At 54.9% G+C, this 17,346-nt stretch carries 18 protein-coding genes; 6 read left to right on the forward strand and 12 right to left on the reverse strand.

Features of this window, described 5'->3' with window-relative positions; genetic code table 11:
• Window positions 1–3: 3 nt before the first annotated feature.
• Window positions 4–657, reverse strand: a complete 654-nt coding sequence (locus tag ACQY5R_RS03560; RefSeq protein WP_428604593.1) for an HAD-IA family hydrolase — start codon at window positions 655–657, stop codon at window positions 4–6.
• A gap of 23 nt (window positions 658–680) precedes the next feature.
• Window positions 681–1,643 (reverse strand): 23S rRNA pseudouridine(955/2504/2580) synthase RluC, encoded by a 963-nt coding sequence (gene rluC / locus ACQY5R_RS03565; RefSeq protein WP_428604595.1) that lies wholly within the window; start codon window positions 1,641–1,643, stop codon window positions 681–683.
• Window positions 1,644–2,161: 518 nt separating this feature from the next.
• Here rluC and rne point away from each other — a divergent pair.
• Window positions 2,162–5,296, forward strand: coding sequence for a ribonuclease E (rne, locus tag ACQY5R_RS03570; protein WP_428604598.1), 3,135 nt, complete (start codon window positions 2,162–2,164; stop codon window positions 5,294–5,296).
• Window positions 5,297–5,377: 81 nt separating this feature from the next.
• Here rne and ACQY5R_RS03575 read toward each other — a convergent pair whose 3' ends face one another.
• Both ACQY5R_RS03575 and ACQY5R_RS03580 read right to left on the reverse strand, forming a co-directional pair.
• Window positions 5,378–5,860 (reverse strand): low molecular weight protein-tyrosine-phosphatase, encoded by a 483-nt coding sequence (locus ACQY5R_RS03575; protein WP_428604600.1) that lies wholly within the window; start codon window positions 5,858–5,860, stop codon window positions 5,378–5,380.
• Between the two features lie 76 nt (window positions 5,861–5,936).
• Window positions 5,937–6,542, reverse strand: a complete 606-nt coding sequence (locus ACQY5R_RS03580) for a DJ-1/PfpI family protein (RefSeq protein WP_428604602.1) — start codon at window positions 6,540–6,542, stop codon at window positions 5,937–5,939.
• A gap of 233 nt (window positions 6,543–6,775) precedes the next feature.
• On the opposite strand from ACQY5R_RS03580, the gene ACQY5R_RS03585 reads away from it, so the two are divergent.
• Together ACQY5R_RS03585 and ACQY5R_RS03590 are read left to right on the forward strand one after the other, a co-directional pair.
• The gene (locus ACQY5R_RS03585; protein ID WP_428604604.1) at window positions 6,776–7,138 is read left to right on the forward strand and encodes a hypothetical protein; all 363 of its coding nucleotides are present in this window, start codon (window positions 6,776–6,778) and stop codon (window positions 7,136–7,138) included.
• Window positions 7,139–7,296: 158 nt separating this feature from the next.
• Window positions 7,297–7,581 (forward strand): hypothetical protein, encoded by a 285-nt coding sequence (locus ACQY5R_RS03590; protein ID WP_428604607.1) that lies wholly within the window; start codon window positions 7,297–7,299, stop codon window positions 7,579–7,581.
• Here ACQY5R_RS03590 and kdsB read toward each other — a convergent pair.
• The 6 genes from kdsB to ACQY5R_RS03620 all read right to left on the reverse strand — a co-directional run bounded on the left by kdsB (window position 7,578) and on the right by ACQY5R_RS03620 (window position 13,026).
• On the reverse strand, window positions 7,578–8,345 hold the full coding sequence (gene kdsB / locus ACQY5R_RS03595; protein WP_428604609.1) for a 3-deoxy-manno-octulosonate cytidylyltransferase: 768 nt from the start codon (window positions 8,343–8,345) through the stop codon (window positions 7,578–7,580). The genes ACQY5R_RS03590 and kdsB overlap by 4 nt on opposite strands.
• A 30-nt stretch (window positions 8,346–8,375) precedes the next feature.
• On the reverse strand, window positions 8,376–8,558 hold the full coding sequence (locus ACQY5R_RS03600) for a Trm112 family protein (protein ID WP_029133817.1): 183 nt from the start codon (window positions 8,556–8,558) through the stop codon (window positions 8,376–8,378).
• Complete coding sequence (gene lpxK / locus ACQY5R_RS03605; protein WP_428604613.1) at window positions 8,551–9,534, reverse strand: tetraacyldisaccharide 4'-kinase; 984 nt, start codon at window positions 9,532–9,534, stop codon at window positions 8,551–8,553. The genes ACQY5R_RS03600 and lpxK overlap by 8 nt, the downstream gene beginning before the upstream one ends.
• Window positions 9,535–9,541: 7 nt before the next feature.
• Entirely contained in the window at window positions 9,542–9,967 is a 426-nt protein-coding gene (locus ACQY5R_RS03610; RefSeq protein WP_428604615.1) for an ExbD/TolR family protein, read from the reverse strand.
• 6 nt (window positions 9,968–9,973) lie between these two features.
• On the reverse strand, window positions 9,974–10,588 hold the full coding sequence (locus ACQY5R_RS03615; protein WP_428604617.1) for a MotA/TolQ/ExbB proton channel family protein: 615 nt from the start codon (window positions 10,586–10,588) through the stop codon (window positions 9,974–9,976).
• 125 nt (window positions 10,589–10,713) lie between these two features.
• Window positions 10,714–13,026, reverse strand: a complete 2,313-nt coding sequence (locus ACQY5R_RS03620; protein ID WP_428604620.1) for a DNA internalization-related competence protein ComEC/Rec2 — start codon at window positions 13,024–13,026, stop codon at window positions 10,714–10,716.
• Window positions 13,027–13,265: 239 nt separating this feature from the next.
• Here ACQY5R_RS03620 and ACQY5R_RS03625 point away from each other — a divergent pair, with 239 nt between their 5' ends.
• A complete protein-coding gene (locus tag ACQY5R_RS03625) occupies window positions 13,266–13,778 on the forward strand; it encodes a DUF2062 domain-containing protein (RefSeq protein WP_428604623.1) in 513 nt (170 codons plus the stop codon).
• 2 nt (window positions 13,779–13,780) lie between these two features.
• Here the strand turns inward: ACQY5R_RS03625 and lolD are convergent, their stop codons facing one another.
• Window positions 13,781–14,479: a lipoprotein-releasing ABC transporter ATP-binding protein LolD gene (lolD, locus tag ACQY5R_RS03630; protein WP_428604626.1), complete on the reverse strand. Its 699-nt coding sequence runs from the start codon at window positions 14,477–14,479 to the stop codon at window positions 13,781–13,783.
• Window positions 14,472–15,719, reverse strand: a complete 1,248-nt coding sequence (locus ACQY5R_RS03635) for a lipoprotein-releasing ABC transporter permease subunit (protein WP_428604629.1) — start codon at window positions 15,717–15,719, stop codon at window positions 14,472–14,474. The genes lolD and ACQY5R_RS03635 overlap by 8 nt, the downstream gene beginning before the upstream one ends.
• Window positions 15,720–15,879: 160 nt before the next feature.
• On the opposite strand from ACQY5R_RS03635, the gene ACQY5R_RS03640 reads away from it, so the two are divergent.
• Together ACQY5R_RS03640 and ACQY5R_RS03645 are read left to right on the forward strand one after the other, a co-directional pair.
• The gene (locus ACQY5R_RS03640) at window positions 15,880–16,170 is read left to right on the forward strand and encodes a hypothetical protein (protein WP_428604631.1); all 291 of its coding nucleotides are present in this window, start codon (window positions 15,880–15,882) and stop codon (window positions 16,168–16,170) included.
• 25 nt (window positions 16,171–16,195) lie between these two features.
• On the forward strand, window positions 16,196–17,278 hold the full coding sequence (locus ACQY5R_RS03645) for an agmatine deiminase family protein (RefSeq protein ID WP_428604634.1): 1,083 nt from the start codon (window positions 16,196–16,198) through the stop codon (window positions 17,276–17,278).
• Window positions 17,279–17,346 lie beyond the last annotated feature (68 nt).

Genomic DNA, 17,346 nt, shown 5'->3' on the forward strand with positions numbered 1-17,346 from the left:
GCATTACTGTTTTAGCCAATCAGACAACTCCGATATGTCATCCAGGCACCCCAACGGGTTGAACTGATTGAGGCGATCCACAGTATGCACACCGTAACTCACTGCCAATCCGTGTGTGCCGGCATTGATGGCCATCTGTAGATCGTATTCGGTATCGCCGATCATCAGGGTGTCGGCCGGGGTGACCCCCAACTCATCCATAATTTGCAGCAACATCTCCGGATGCGGTTTGGAGAAGGTTTCATCGGCACAGCGTGTGGCATGGAATCGCGGGGCCAGACCGGTCTCTTGCAACACTTTATTCAGACCCGGGCGCCCCTTTCCGGTAGCCACTGCCAACAGGTAATCCTGGCTTGCCAGATAATCCAGCACCTCCCTGACATGGGGAAAAAGCCGTGACGGCGTGCTGTCTTCATGTAGAAAATAGTGGCGGTAAAAATCGATAAAGCGCTCTTTAAAGGGGGCGTCCGAGCCGGGAAACAGTTTTTCAAGCGCCTCCTTTAGCCCCAATCCGATGATATCCCTGATCTGTTCGTCAGCTGGGGTTTCAATAGCCATATCCTGGGTGGCGGCACGCACACAAGAGACAATTCTTGCCTCCGAATCCATCAAGGTACCGTCCCAGTCGAACACCAGAAGTTTAAAATCAGGTTTCATAAATCTTCAAATACCACTTTAAATCAATTTAACTGGGCGCGCATCCGGTTCAACAACTGCTCCAAAGACGGCTCCAGCGCAGCCTTGAAGACTTCATCCTGTTTCGCTTCTGGCCAACGAAATCTCAGCGTTTCCGCATGCAGGAACAGCCGTTTCAGGCCCAATTCCTTTATCTCCTTGTTGGCCGCCGAGTCACCGTATTTGTCATCACCCAGTATCGGTGTCCCCAGATGTGCGGCATGAACCCGGATCTGATGGGTACGGCCGGTCAACAAGCGGGCCTCCACCAACATCCATTCTCCCAACCTTTCCCGCACGCTGAACCGGGTCACGGACTCTTTTCCTCGTGGATCGACTGTCACGATACGTTCCCCGCCCTGAAGGGTGTTTTTCAGCAGGGGGACATTTACCTCCAGACGATCTCGATGCCAGTTTCCTTTAACCAGGGCGATGTAGCGTTTATCTATCCCATTTCCGCGCATCAATTCATGCAGCCTGCGCAAGGCGCTACGGCGCTTGGCAATCAGCAGGCACCCTGAGGTATCCCGGTCCAGTCGGTGTACCAGTTCCAGTTGACGTTCTTCCGGACGTAACTGGCGTAAAGCCTCAATCACGCCAAAATTCAGACCGCTTCCCCCGTGCACAGCGATTCCCGAAGGCTTGTTCAGCACCAACAGTCGTTTGTCTTCATAGAGGATGGCCGCTTCGAGTCGGTCCAGTAATCGGCTATCGACCCGACTCGGCTCCGCTTTGTCTGCCATCCTTACGGGCGGGACCCTCACCTGATCCCCCACCTGCAGACGATAACTCGCTTTGATACGACCCTTGTTGACGCGTACCTCACCACGACGCAGGATCCGGTAAACCAGACTCTTGGGCACGCCCTTTAAATAGTTAATGAGAAAGTTATCAATGCGCTGCCCTTCATAGCCTGGCTCTACATTCAGGATATGAACGGCGTGACTAATCGGTTGGGAGTGTGACATCGACCATATGATACCAGTTTCGTAAACGACACCAATAGTGGTGTGGGCCTGATCTACCCTGCTCCTTGCCGCCCCTTGTCCGTACACACTCCATTTGCTGCACCTGCTTAAGATAGTTATAATCCCCCGTTAGCGGCGAGTTTAGCTAATAGGGCTATCTGTTTCCGCTATAGCTATAAGCAAACTGATCACCGAACGTCCACCACTTCTTGGTGGCGTTCTGTTATTGCCGGGCGATCAGATCTCTCACACTGTGAGATAGATCGATCCGCAGAGTTCTCTGCCTGTCCGATGCATAACAAAGAACGCATCACACTGCGGTTGCAGTTGATGTACATAATTAACGGCGTGCTTCAAAGATGCTGCCGTGTTGAACAGGCCAATTACCTCCTTCAAACACGCTGCAGCGCTTGCTTTCGATAGGAATCCGGATACTGGGAATTGCCCGGTGAAACCCGGCGATATCAGACTCTGTCCGATTCCTGAACGAAGAGAGCGCGCCCTGGGAATATCACAATATGAAACGTATGTTGATCAACGCAACTCAGCCAGAGGAGTTGCGTGTAGCCATCGTGGATGGCCAAAAATTATACAACCTGGATATAGAAACCGCCGGAAGAGAGCAGAAAAAAGCCAACATTTACAAAGGGAAAGTCACTCGGGTAGAACCGAGCCTTGAAGCGGCTTTTGTAGATTACGGATCGGATCGCCACGGTTTCCTCCCCCTTAAAGAGATCTCACGCAATTATTTTACCGGCTCAGCCAAAGAGTCCGGTGGACGCGTGCAGATCAAGGACGCCATCAAGGAAGGCCAAGAAGTTGTCGTCCAGATTGAGAAAGAAGAGCGCGGCAACAAAGGGGCCGCACTGACCACCTTCATCTCCCTGGCCGGGCGCTATCTTGTACTGATGCCGAATAATCCGCGTGCCGGTGGCATTTCCCGACGTATTGAAGGGCAGGAACGGAACGAATTGCGTGACGCCATGTCCGGTCTGGAAATACCCGATGGTGCCGGACTGATTGTACGGACCGCCGGGATCGGCAAAAGCCAGGAAGATCTCCAGTGGGATCTCAACTACCTGTTACAGTTATGGGAAGCGATCGAATCCTCCGCCAAGGAGAAATCGGCACCCTTTCTGATCTACCAGGAGAGCAATGTCATCATCCGCTCGATCCGTGACCATCTGCGTGCGGATATCGGCGAGATCGTCATCGATCATCCCGAGGTCTATGCGGAAGCCTGTGAGTTTATCGAGCAGGTGATGCCCCATAACGTGCGAAAACTGCGCCACTATGTCGATGAAGTGCCACTGTTCAGCCGTTACCAGATCGAAAGTCAGATTGAGTCCGCCTTCCAGCGCGAAGTGCGCCTGCCGTCAGGTGGGGCGATCGTCATCGACCACACTGAGGCACTGACCTCGATCGATATCAACTCCGCCCGCTCCACCAAGGGAGCCGATATCGAAGAGACGGCACTCAACACCAATCTGGAAGCCGCCGATGAGATTGCGCGTCAGCTTAGAATGCGCGACATGGGCGGCCTGTTTGTAATCGATTTCATCGACATGACCCCGACGCGCAATCAGCGAGAGGTGGAAAACCGCCTGAAAGAGGCGATGAAGCAAGACCGTGCCCGTGTTCAACTGGGACGTATCTCGCGCTTTGGATTGCTTGAGCTCTCCCGACAACGCCTGCGCCCCTCTCTTGGGGAGTCGATGTTACATGTCTGTCCGCGTTGCGATGGTCACGGCTTTATCCGCGGCGTGGAGTCCCTGGCGCTCTCGGTGCTTCGAATCATCGAAGAGCACGCGATGAAAGAGAACACGGTAAGGATCAATGCCCAACTGCCGGTCGATGTGGCGACCTTTTTGCTGAATGAAAAGCGTGAGGCGATCCACGATATTGAACAGCGTCAGGAAGTAAACGTTGTCCTAATTCCCAATATCCATCTGGAAACACCGCACTACGAAATCGAGCGAATTCGAGAGCAGGATGTACCGGAAGGGGCTGAAGAGACCTCCAGCTACAAGATGATGCTGGAACCGGAAGACAAAACCCCCGGCTTCGCAAAACCCAAAGAGGTGAAGGCTGAAGAGCCGACTGTTAAGCGCGTTGTCCCCTCTTCCCCGGCCCCAACGCCACAGTCCAGAGCGATTAAGGAAGAGCAACCAAGGGAAAAAGGGTTCTTCAGCAAGCTTTGGAAGGCGATTATCGGTGGAGATAGCGAAACTGAGACTCCTGTGCAAACCGCTACCGCCAGAAAAAAGACGAGTGAAAAGCGCGAAGAATCAAAAAATCGGGATAAGCGCAGCCGTGATGGTCAGGATGACACACGCCGCACCAGAAGCAGCAAACCCAAGCAGTCTGCCAAAAAACGGACTGATGAGGGACGCCAACAACCGCAGGCTATTCAGCGCAAAGGGGCGAACCAGGACGATAAGCGCCCAACCACCTCTGGTGATGAAAAGCGTGAAACGGACCAGAAAGCGGTTACTGCCGAAGACAGTCGACCGAATGAGCAGACTTCCAGCGGCGAAGAGCCCAAACGCAGTTCCCGTCGCGGGCGGCGTGGTGGACGCAGACGTCGTAAATCCAGCAACGGTGAGAATGAGGGGGGCAGTGTTGCGGTGTCGGAAAACAATACTGAGACCATGGTAGCCGATCAAGAGAGCCGTGACTCGTCTGAGCAAACCCGTCCCGCCAGGAACCCACGTTCGCGTAAACCAAAGACTTCACAGCAGAAGCCGGATGAGAACGCTCAGGAAACAGTGGGGGCAGTCGAGTCGTTGAGCGACAAGCCGACGCCGCGGCAAGACCGGAATCAACAGGGCGAAAGCGTTGTGAAAGAGGCTCCAACTTCGGCTTCTTCTCCGTCTACCGGTAGTGTTGACGCTGCAAGTGTTGACAAAACTGCCTCGAAACCTGAAGTACGTGCTGATAGACCAGCTACGGAAAAAAAGGCGGAGACGACGCAAACTTCCGCTCCTAAAACTGTCGCGGCAAATGAGGTAGAGAAACCGCAAGAAGCTAAATCCGCAGCGACCACGCCGTCGGAGGCACCGGAAAAAGCGGTGGAAAAACCGGCTGCCAAGGTGGAGCCCTCGGCTGAACGGCCCGAATCAAAACCGGTACCCAAGCCTGAATCAAAAGAAACGCCACTGCGCCAGGTGGAGACCAAGCCGGATGCGATCAAACCGGCTGTCGCTACACCGCCTCCGGTAAGACCGGCTGTCGCGTCCGAACCCAAGCCGGTCGTCAGTGCAGCGCCAGCCGCAGCTAAATCGCCCCTCGCCATGGAGCAGCCATTGCGTCAGGTGGAGACCAAGCCGGACGCAGTCAAACCGGGACAGGCGCCTCAGGAAAAACCGGAGGCAAAGGCTCCACCCTCCCCGCCCGCGGTGACACCACAATCGGCGATGCCCAAACCGTCTCCGATAGCGGAACAGCGTCCGTTGCGCCAAGTGGAGACCAAGCCGAGCGCAACCGCCGAATCGGTAAAACCGTTGGCTGAAAAGCCTGAAGTAAGCCCGAAACCGGCGGCTGAAACGTCCTCCACATCAGCGGAGAGCAAAACCGATGTTGCATCCGTGGTGAAAAACAGATCTTCTGAAAGCAAGGTGGAAAACAAACCTACGACAGAGGGTGATGAGTAGTCGAAAGATATCTCGCCGTATGGATAGGTAAGACAGATGAGGCGGCCAATGGCCGCCTCATCTGTTTTGCCATCTTGGCTATCAGAGTCGATGCTTCTCCCTGATCGTATCCAACAGGGCACGGGAAGCGGTCGATACCAGATCAAAGACCCGGTCGAACCCTCCCGCTCCGCCATAGTACGGGTCAGGAACTTCTCGAAGTCCAAGTTCGGGAGCGAAATCAAGCAATAGATGCAGTTTCTCCCGCTGGTGAGCGGGTGCAATGGCCAGCAGGTTGTTGAAATTATCTCTATCCATGGCAATAACATAATCAAACCGCTCAAAATCCTCCCGCGCCGCTTTTCGGGCGCGCTGTCGACTCAGATCGATCCCCCTACCCAGCGCCGTCTCCTGTGATCTCGGATCGGGCGGATGGCCAACGTGGTAAGCATGCGTGCCGGCTGAGTCGACCTCAATTTGCATCGCCAGTCCGGCATCCTCCACCAACTGTTCAAATACGCCGTGAGCGGTGGGCGAACGACAAATGTTGCCCATGCAGACGAATAGAATAGAAACCTTCTTCATAGATGGATAACCTGAAATACTTCTACACCTGCAAAATTACACTATTCAACCATTTTCACCGCCCCGGAAACAGGCCCTAGGCGTCTGCTGTCTGAAGTCCCTCTGACGACCGCCAGGCAAATTCCATTTGCTGGGCTGTTTTTTGCGCCAGATCGATACCGTATAGTCTGGCGATCAGATGCAAACTCATATCGATACCGGCTGAAATACCACCGGACGTCACAACACGTCCCGCATCTACCCAGCGAATATTTTCATGCACTGTCAGGCTGGGGTAAGCTTTTTTCAACGCTGGGATATCTTCCCAGTGCGTGGTGGCCGGATTATTTTTAATTACCCCTGCCTCCGCCAACAGGAATGCACCGGTGCAGACCGAAGCCGTGATTGTTGTATTGACGGCAATATCCGCGATCCATTTGATCACCGAAGGTTTATCGAGTTCACCCGTGTGCACACCACCGGGAACAATCAAGAGATCTACCGTGGGACAATCACCGAATCCGTAATCGGGAATAACGCGATAATTTCCCCTGGCCGTGACAGTTTGGCCCAATTCACTCACCAGAAAGACCGATGGCGCGCCATTTTTGGGGGCGAGACGGGCTGCCGTCGTAAAAACTTCAAAGGGCCCGGAGAAATCCAGAACTTCCGCTTGGTCGTAGATATAGATAGCGACATTCATTGTTTATCGAAAAGATTTAATATTTTCCATAATAAAGCTGTTGAACGGCTGGTGCGCAGCACGGCTGTGGTGAATAGATTATCTCCCACGCCTTCCATTCCTCTATCGGTTTTATGGCAAGACACCTAGATTCAATTTGCACTTTATTTGTCTGTTTGTACTTAACCGGTCAGTGAAACATAGCCTATAATTGTCCCAAGCGACAGCGCCTACAGGGACCGGAAATTTAAATCATGAAATGGTTTTCTAAAGCAGAGTTGAGGCCTTTGAGTATTGAAGAGATACGCAAGGCCGAACTGGAAAAGATCAAGCGCTATGATCGGTTTATCCTGTTAAGGGTCGCCCGGTGTGGTTGCAAAACCGCTATCAATCAAATGGATCAGGTGTACCCCGTCAGTCAACCGCCATCCCTTCCCTTGCCCGGCTGCAATGCCCCGGAATGTCACTGCGTCTATGAGGGTATCGTCGATCGTCGTGCAGGAAAAGCGCGACGCTATCGGGTTGAGCGCAGAAAATGCCACCGCGACAATCTGGATCGACGTATGAACCATGGTCGTAGAAAGGGCGATTTGCTGGTCTCCTACGGCCATTTCTAAACCGCAAGGCTTTCCGCTCGACTCAGGATCATCCCCAACGGTTTTATGCCGGGCATATCCCGGTTTATCTGCATGGTTGAATTAGCTGATACCGGGCCTATATGCTCTGTATGCGTTATCCACTGACCTACCCGACAGCCATTGGCCTGGAGACTATTTTGCAAGATCAGGATTTTATTCTTCGTATGCGATCGCTGATCGGCAGCCACTTCAATCACTTGGGAAAAGAGTGGGTGTTACATGAGGTGTTGGCGGATGAAGGAGCCCTGGTGCTGTCCGATCCTTCCAACAGTTCCGTTATTCAGGCCAACCTGTTTGGGGAACCGTCCAGAAAGGGACCGGAGACCGTTATGATTCCTCTATTTGGCAAAGCTTCGAATACCCTTTCCGAAGAGCTGTTGGAACTCTTGGCCAACAAGATCGGCCCGAATACGACTCACTAATCTGCTGTAGAGGGCTCGCGCTGGTTCAACAGATCCAGGTCTTGCTGCGTATCCACCCCTTGACCGGGTATCTGAGCCGCGTCACTGACATGAATCCGTTCGCCGTGCCACAACACCCGCAGCTGTTCCAGTGACTCGACAAGTTCCAGCGGAGCGGGTTGCCACTGGATATAACGCGGCAGGAAACCGGCACGGTAGGCGTAAAGGCCGATATGCCGGCGGTATCCCTGAACTTGCCCGGGCATGGCCTCCAGGTCGGCAAATGCATCCCGATCCCAGGGTATTGGCGCGCGGCTGAAGTACAACGCGTAACCGCGTGCATCGGTCACCAGTTTCACCACATTGGGATCAAACAACTGTGCCCGTTCGCAGAGTTCCGCCGCCAGCGTGGTTATCACCGCATCCGGGTGCCTGTCCATATCCACCGCAACTTGATGCAGCAGTGCGGACGGCATATCCGGCTCGTCCCCCTGAAGGTTAACGATAATTTCATCCTCTGCCCAGCCATACTGTTTAGACACTTCGGCGATCCGGTCCGTACCGCTGCGGTGTCCCGGATCAGTCAGGCAAACTTCCCCACCAAACCCCCGCACACAATCGGCGATACGCTGATCATCCGTGGCAACGATAATCTGCTCGGCTCCACTCTCAACCGCACGTCGGTGTACGTGCTGGATCATCGGTTGTCCATGTATCTTGAGTAGAGGCTTACCCGGTAAACGGGTTGATCCATAACGAGCAGGGATAACCACTTTAAAGTTCATTGCTGACTCCGGCTGGTAAATAGGAACGGATTACTCGACTTCCTCATCGGCCGGCAGGCTTCTCGCCTCCTCTTCAAGCATAACCGGGATACCGTCACGGATCGGGAATGCCAGACGATCTGCCTTACAGATCAGTTCACCCGCCTTCTTGTTATAGGTCAGTTTGCTTTTACATAGGGGGCACACCAAGATATCAAGCAACTTTTTATCCATCTTCAAACTCTCTTATCCGCTGATCCAGCTGTTGAATAAATCCCGTCCCCGGCACGGCACTGACTTCCAGATACCAGTGGCGCTGTTGGGAGAATGGGGCACATTTTACCGCATCTTTCTCGGTAATGATCACCGGCAAGGCGTCATCCGGATTGATATCCGTTGCGCTGAAACGATGGTGATCGGGAAAAGGGTGCTCATGTAGATGCAAGCCTGCATCACGCAGGGTTTGGAAAAAGCGCCCCGGGTTACCGATACCGGCCATGGCATGCACCGTCTGTTGTCTGAAATGGTCCAGCCCTACCCTGAGGGTGGGATCGGCCAAATTGATTAACTGCCCTGGTTCCAGCTTCATCTGCAGCGGGGTCAGGGATGATGGCCCGTTCGAAATCACCAAATCCACTTCGGCCAGGCGCGAAGTACGCTCGCGTAAAGGGCCAGCCGGCAGGCAATAGCCATTGCCGAGTTCCCGGCTACCATCGATAACCACCATTTCCAGGTCCCGCTGCAGTGCATAGTGTTGCAGTCCGTCGTCGGAGATCAGCAGGTCGCAAGCGGAGGCGGCCAGCAATGCCCGGGCGGTGGCGGGTCTATCGGGGCCTACCCACAATGTGCAACCGGTTCTTTTAGCCAACATGACCGGCTCATCGCCCACCAGGCTGGGGTCGCTGTCAGCGACGACCGGCTGGGGCCACTTGGTGGCTTGGCCGCCGTAGCCTCTGGAAATAATGCCGGGTTGATAACCCTGGTTGAGAAGATGTTGCGCCAGCCAGATCACCAGTGGCGTTTTTCCGGTACCGCCAACGCTGATGTTTCCCACTACGATGACAGGGACGGGTAATTTATCTGTACCGATGAATCCCCGGCGATAGGCAAGCCGACGTAGCTGGCTGATCAGGCAGAAGAGCCATGACAGCGGCAACAGAGCGCCTGAAACCAGATTCTTGCTGTACCAATAGTGATCCAGACGTTTCACGAATCGGTCAGTTACCCTCTACCGGCTGTTTGCCGGGAAAGGTCATGTTCACAAAACCGAGTTGACTGGTGACATCCATCGCCTTAAACACCGCCTGAAAAGCGGCGCGGGCATCGGCTTTGATAATGACCGGGAGATCACGGCGTACGCCGGCCGCTTTTTCGATTGCCCGTTTCAGGGTGTCGGCATCGGTGTTCACCACTTCACGCTGATCCACATAAAAGCGTCCGCTGGCATCGATAGTGATCTCCAGGACCTTCTCTTCCGCGACCTGTTCATCCTGGGTGGCGGCCGTGGGTAGATCCACCTTGATGCGGGACTCTTTGTCGAAGGTGGTGGAGACCATGAAGAAAATCAGCAGCAGGAACACCACGTCGATCAGCGGCGTCAGATTCAGCTCCGGTGACTCCTTGCGATGGGGGCGTAGGTTCACCGTAATTTACTCCTGCTCCCGCTCGCCCTGCATCACCTCGACCATCTTCAGCGCCTGCTCTTCCATCTTGATCACCAGCCGATCGACCTTACCGCCAAAGTAACGGTGGAACATCAGGCTGGGAATGGCGACAGAGAGGCCGGCGGCGGTGGTGATGAGCGCCTCGGAAATACCGCCGGCGAGCACGGTCGGGTTGCCGACCCCGGCGGTCATGATGGCGGCAAATACCTTGATCATACCGATTACCGTACCCAGCAAGCCCAACAGGGGGGCAATGGAGGCGATGGTGCCCAGCGTGTTCAGATAGCGCTCCAATTCGTGAACCACCTGACGTCCAACCTCCTCTATCGCCTCTTTCATGACGATCTTGGAGTGCTGGCGATTGGCCAGGCCGGCCGCCAAAATACGCCCCAGCGGCGAGCCTTCCTTGACGGTTACCACGTGGGCGTTGGTGAGTTGACCTTTACTGTGTAGTTGCCAGATCTGAGCCACCAGGTTATTCGGTATCACTCGTTTGGAGCGCAGTGCCCAGAGACGCTCAATAATGATCGCCATGGCCACGACGGAACACGCAATGATGGGCAGCATGAGAATACCGCCGGCTTTTACCAGTTCAAACACCTTGTCTATTCCCTCTGGGTTTTTGTTTGCGGATCAGGACTGCCTGCTCCACCAAATGAGCCGTATCATACTGTATTCCGTGCAGTGATCGAAAGCTGAATGGCGCTTCCCTTCGCGGATGAAGTTCAAAATGGTGATGTCATCCAGTATCTGGCATGCGTGTTTCGGTAGCCGAAAGGCCCCTCGATACGGCCGTCGGTGGTGAAACGGAGCGACAAGGCACCGCTTTCAGCCGTATTGAGTAGCTTAACCTGTTGTTGTTGCCAACGTGCCACTACCTCCGCCCGGGGAAAACCATAGCGGTTTCGGTAACCGGATGAGATCAACCCGTATAACGGTTGCGTGGCGGCAATAAATGGTGTTCTGGATGAACTGGCGCTTCCGTGATGGGGTATCGTCACGACGACTGCGTGAAGTTGACCGGGGTATTTTTCGACCAATGACGCCTCGGCCGGGGCCTCGATATCACCGGTCAACAGCACCCGTCCGGCTGCCGTATCGACGGCGAGTACACAGGACGCATCGTTGCCCCGCCAGCTTGAGGCAGTAGCCGGATGCAGAATCGAAAAACCGACCCCATCCCAGGTCCAACGCATCCCGGCAGCACAAAGCGTCGGTTGGCCGTTATTAAGCCGCTGCGGCTCACCGCTCAGCAGCTCCGCTGACGGAAAGGCTTTTAACACAGCGGCCAATCCGCCACGATGATCCATGTCGCCATTGGTGACGATGATGCGGTCGATTTTCTCAACCCCCCTCGCCTTCAGGAATGGCAGCACCACCAACTCACCGGTATCAAATCCGGATGGAAAACGGGGACCGGTATCATAGAGCAGCCGGTGATCGGCCGTTTCCAGCACAATTGACAAGCCCTGTCCGACATCCAGCATCGTCATCCAGACTTCCCCCTTAGCTGGTGACAACGGTCGATAGAGAAATAACGGGTAGACCAGCAGGATGCCCAACCACCGACCCGGTATGCCTGCCGGTAACAGCAGTAGCAGAACACTGGTCAACAGCCCCATCAAAAGCCAAGTGGGTGGAGAGCCTGACAAGGCAATGGGGTCGCTGAACCCTGAGATCATCAACAGGATTGTCTTCGTCTGTCCCAGTAACCCATTTGTGGCCATTAGTAGCGCCTGACCCAAGGTCGGCCAGATCATCAGTAAGCCAACTGAGGTCAACGCCAGCGGCACCAGCAACAGCGAAAAGAGCGGTACGGCAACGATGTTCACCAGTGGCGAGAGCAGCGGCAGATCGAATCCAAGCAATAACAGCAGGGGCGCCAGGCCCAGTGCAACCGCCCATTGCACCTTAAATACACCGAAGATCCGTGCCGAGGTCAGATGGATTCTTCCCAGGATTCCGAGAAGAATCACCGTCACGGCCCCGAATGAGAGCCAGAAACCGGGGGATGTCACGGCGGCCGGATCCCCTATCGTCACCGCCAGCAACGCAAAACAGAGGCTACGGGTCGGCTGCAGCGGACGCCGAAATAGAACACCGCCCAGCAATGCAGAAAGCATCACCAGTGCCCTGATGCAGGGGATGGCAAAACCGGCCAGTCCGGCATAGCAAAAAGCGCCGACCAATGCCGCCAAGGCGCCAGCCTGAGGGGCCGGCACCCGGCTGCAAAGTGTGGCGGATCGCCGCCATAACCCGTTACATAGGAAAAAGCCGATGCCGGAAACGATGCCGATATGCAATCCGGAAATGGCCATCAGGTGGCTGGTGCCGGTAGCGCGGAAAACCCGCCACTCAGCCGGAGTGATCCCGCTGCGGTCGCCAATCACCAGCGCCCGAATCAAACCGTTACCCGCTGCCGATGGCAGTGCCTGTTCAATTTCCCTGGCTATCCGCTGTCGCAATCGCTCGAACGGGTAACCGATGACAGCCACACCGATACGCCGATTTGTATCGTTTGCACGGATATAGCCGGTGGCCCGGATGCCTTTCCGGAACAAGCTGCGTTCGTAGTCCCGGGTGCCGGGGTTGGCCATCCCATGGGGGCGCTTCAGGCGGACAGTAAACTGCCAGGTTTCGCCTGCCGACAGCTCGGTTGCACCCTGATACCAACTAAGCTGGACGCGTCCCGGCGAAGCATACATCTGTTGGCCATCGGTAATATTTTCAACTTTAAATAAAAAGCGTGTCCGCTCAGATGTCACATCCGGCAGTGATTCAACCACTCCGACCAGGTGCAGATCCCGCCCTTCCAAGGCAGGGTCCAGCTCGCTATATAGCGTGACGTGCGCCATCAGCGCTGCCCACAGTAAGCCGGCGATTGTGAGAGCTGGCAGATGAATATAACGGCGTGAACGATAGCGCCAGGCGATCCATACTGTCGGCAGTAACAGAGGCAAAACAAAGGGCGCAGGCAGGCTTGGTTGACATTGCAGCAACACAGCACCGAATACAAAGGCGAACGTGGAATAAATCATCTCCCTTCCCTGGGTTATATGATTGAATGCCTGATAATGTTGGGCCGGTTAACAGGCCCTAGTAGGTTAAATCGTGTTTAGCGATGATGCCAGTGGTTTGTTCTGTCGTATACCCGGCGTTGTTTCAGCTCAGTTGGGGTCTGCAACCTTGAAAACTGTATAAATACTGGTCAAAAAACCGGTGGCATGATTCAATACTCTGCCCTTTGTAGGGGATTGCATTGTCCAGTAGAGGTTGTATGCCAAAACACCTGATCAAACGTTTTACCCCGAATCACGAAACGATCCGAAATCACAAGCATCTGAAGGTATTTGGTCAGCTTCTGCACGATCCGAATCTTTGGCACATGAATCGCCGTTCCGTGGCCGGTGCTTTTGCCGTGGGACTTTTTTGGGCCTTTATCCCCATGCCCTTTCAAATGGTAGCGGCGGCGGCTACGGCCATACCGACCCGGGTCAATATGCCGATCTCAGTGGCCCTGGTGTGGATTACCAACCCGCTTACCATGCCGCCGCTGTTTTATTTTACCTATCTGGTGGGTACCTGGATCCTGGGCACCCCGGTGAAGAATGGGGATTTTGAACCGACGATGGAGTGGCTCAGTCACAGCATGGGCAGCATCTGGGAACCACTCTATTTGGGTAGCCTGGTCTGCGCACTGATCGCCGCCCTGATTGGATACCTCTCCATTCGGGGACTATGGCGTATGCACATCATCTCCAACTGGAAGAACCGACGACTACCGAAATAAGCTCAATCAGCGACCGGCTGATCGCCCAGGACGCCATCGGACAAGTGCAGTACCCGGTCCATGCTCTCTGCCAATGCCATGTCGTGGGTAACGACAATAAAGCTGGTCTGCAGATCCCGGTTCAGTTCCAGCATCAACTCGTACACCTGCCTGGCGGTTTTCTGATCCAGATTGCCGGTCGGTTCATCAGCCAATACACAGCGTGGATGATTGACGAGTGCCCGGGCAACCGCGGCACGCTGGCGCTCACCCCCGGAGAGTTCCCCCGGCTTGTGCCCCATCCGATGCTCCAATCCCACCCGCGAAAGCATTTCTGCCGCCCGCTCTTTGGACGCGGAGACCGATACGTCGCCGATCATAAGCGGCATGGCGACATTTTCCAGGGCGGTAAACTCCGGCAACAGATGATGGAACTGGTAGACAAATCCAAGCGATTGATTGCGTAAAATGCCTCGCGCTTTCTCGCCCATCCGTGCCAAGTTCTGTCCATCCACCAGCACTTCCCCGCTGGTGGCCCTGTCCAGTCCCCCTAGACAGTGAAGCAGCGTGCTTTTGCCGGATCCAGAACTGCCGACGATGGCAATTCGCTCTCCGCAGCCGACGGCCAATGAGACGCCCCTCAGTACCTGGACGGAGAGCGTGCCATCCACAAAGGTGCGAGTCAGGTCCCGGCACTCCAGTACGGCGTTTTGATCACTCATAGCGGAGTGCCTCAGCCGGTTGCGTACGGGATGCCCGCCAAGCCGGATAGAGCGTGGCCAACAGCGTGACGAGGAAGGCGCAGGCACTGATCATGCCCACATCGTCCCAATGCAGATCGGAGGGTAAGGTGCTGATGTAGTAGATATTGGGATCCAGAAAATTCACTTTAAAGAGCCGTTCCACCGATTTCACGATGGATTCGAGATTCAACGACAACAAAATGCCGCCGCCGATTCCCAACAGTGTGCCGATAAATCCGATGGTGGCACCCTGGATGATAAAGATGCCCATGATACTGCGAGGCGAAATACCCAGTGTGCGCAGGATGGCAATATCGCTCTGTTTGTCTGTTACAACCATCACCAATGTCGAAACGATATTGAAAGCGGCCACCGCCACAATCAGGAAGAGTATCAGGGACATCATGCGCTTTTCGGTCCGCAAGGCACTGAAGAAGTTTCGGTGTTGATAGGTCCAGTCACTGACCCGATATATACCGGGTAACTGCCGCGCCAGCTGACGGGACACTTGCGGGGCGAGATAAAGGTCATCCAGTTTCAACCGCACACCGGTGACACCTTCACCCAATTTCAGCAATTTGGCAGCATCCTGCATATGGATCAGAGCCAGACCCCGGTCGTACTCTCCCATACCCACTTCAAAAATGCCCGCCACGGTAAATCGTTTTAGCCTTGGCATGGCACCGGCCGGTGTGACGCGTATCTGTGGAGTAACGACCGTCACCTTGTCACCGACCGTCACACCCAGTAGCTGGGCCAACTCTTTGCCAAGAATGATGTCAAATGTGCCGGCTTTCAACTGGTCAAGACGACCCGCCAGCATATGTTCACCCACTTCAGAGACCTTGGGCTCAAAGTCCGGCAAGATGCCACGCAGGATGGCGCCATTCACTTTCTGCCCATTAGTCAACATGGTCTGGGCCTCGATAAACGGCGCCTGACCGACCACATGCGGATTATCCTTGGAGAGCGTCATCGCCTCCTGCCACTCCTGCAGGTTATTCTGGTAGGAAGAGATAGTGGCATGAGAGGTCATTCCGAGAATCCGTTCACGGACTTCTTTGTGAAAGCCATTCATAACTGAGAGCACAGCGATCAGCGCGACAACGCCCAGCATGATCCCCAACATGGAAATCAGGGAGATAAACGAGATGAAGTGGTTACGTCGCTTGGCACGCGTATACCGTAATCCGATAAATAGTTCGAGAGGCTTATACATAGGCGCGCATTAAATCATACTCTGAATGCCGCTCCCAGCTATCCATGGCTTCCGCGGCATAAATCCATCCCTGGACAAAAGAAACACCTTTGTGTTTCGGGATCTAGATCAAAATGCTATATTTTACCTTAGAGAAGAAGAGGACAGGAGTTCCACTATCATGAAACCCATTTCAACACTGTTGCTGGTTGCTGCGCTCTCGTCGATCGCCCCGCTGGCATCGGCTGACGTGCTCTTGATCGACGCCATCTCGGAAGCTCCGGCCAATAGCGGTGACGGTTTACTGCGCCCGCGTCCCGGACAGACCATGGATGCGGTTCGCGCCCAGTTTGGTTCTCCCTCGGAGGAACTTCCGTGGGTGGGCGAGCCGCCCATCACCCGTTGGGTCTATCCAGGCTTTACCGTCTATTTTGAGAACGAATTCGTCATCAACACCGTCGTACATCGCTGACATTTCGGGCGCCGGTTCCTGACCGGTGCCCAACGGAATCACACCTTTGACATCCGAGTACCTTCTGCCTGCCGAGTGGGCAGCCCAATCCGCCATTATGTTGACTTGGCCCCACCGGGAAACCGATTGGGCTGAATACCTTGCCGAGGTGGACCGGGTTTACCTCGATATCTGCCAGCAGGTCACCCGCTTTCAGCCACTGTTGATTGTCTGCAAAAACAGTCATCACCAGCGGGTAATCCGACAAAAACTGACCGAAGCGGGTGTCGCCAGCCATCGTCTGCTGTTCGCTATCGCTCCCTCCAATGACAGTTGGGCCAGAGACCATGCGCCTTTGAGCTGTATCGGCGATAAAGGTGCCCGGTTGCTGGATTTTCAATTCAATGGCTGGGGAGGAAAATATCCGGCAGAGCTGGATAATCGGATCAATCAGTGTCTTTTCCAATCCGGAGTATTTACCGCAACTGACTACCAGACGGTCCCGCTGGTATTGGAAGGTGGTGCCGTAGAAACCGACGGAGAAGGGACGCTACTGGCGACCCGCAGTTCGGTATTGACGCAAAGCAGGAATCCTGACCTGTCGCCGCAACAGGTGGAGTCGATACTCACCCGTCAGTTAGGGTTCAAACGCTTCTTATGGTTGGAACACGGCCACCTCTCCGGTGACGATACAGACGGGCACATCGATACCCTGGTCAGATTTGCCGACCCCGCCACCCTCCTCTACGCGACGGCAACGGTTGAGGACGGCGACTACCCGGAACTGGAGGCGATGGCGGCGGAACTGAGGGCATTCAGGCGGCAAGACGGGTCGCCCTACCGTTTGATCCCGCTGCCGGCAATTCCGCCAATCGTTTCCGACGACGGTGAACGATTGCCGGCCGGTTATGCCAATTTCCTGATCATCAATGGGGCGGTGTTGTTGCCTGTCTATGGTATAGAACAGGACAGTGCAGCGATCCGCTGCCTGCAGGCCAGTTTTCCGGGACGTGAAATCATCCCGATTAACTGCCTGCCGTTGATACGTCAAAACGGCAGTCTGCACTGCATCACCATGCAGTTTCCCGCCCAGGTGCAATTTTCCCGTGCGGAGTCAGTGCAGCCATAAACAACAGATTGTGACTCACCCGCCAATCCTGTTGTATGCTCCTCCTTAACCGATACGCCTTGCAAGGC

It is taken from the genome of Sedimenticola sp., from assembly GCF_050289425.1.
In the GTDB taxonomy this organism is placed as follows: Bacteria; Pseudomonadota; Gammaproteobacteria; order Chromatiales; family Chromatiaceae; genus Sedimenticola.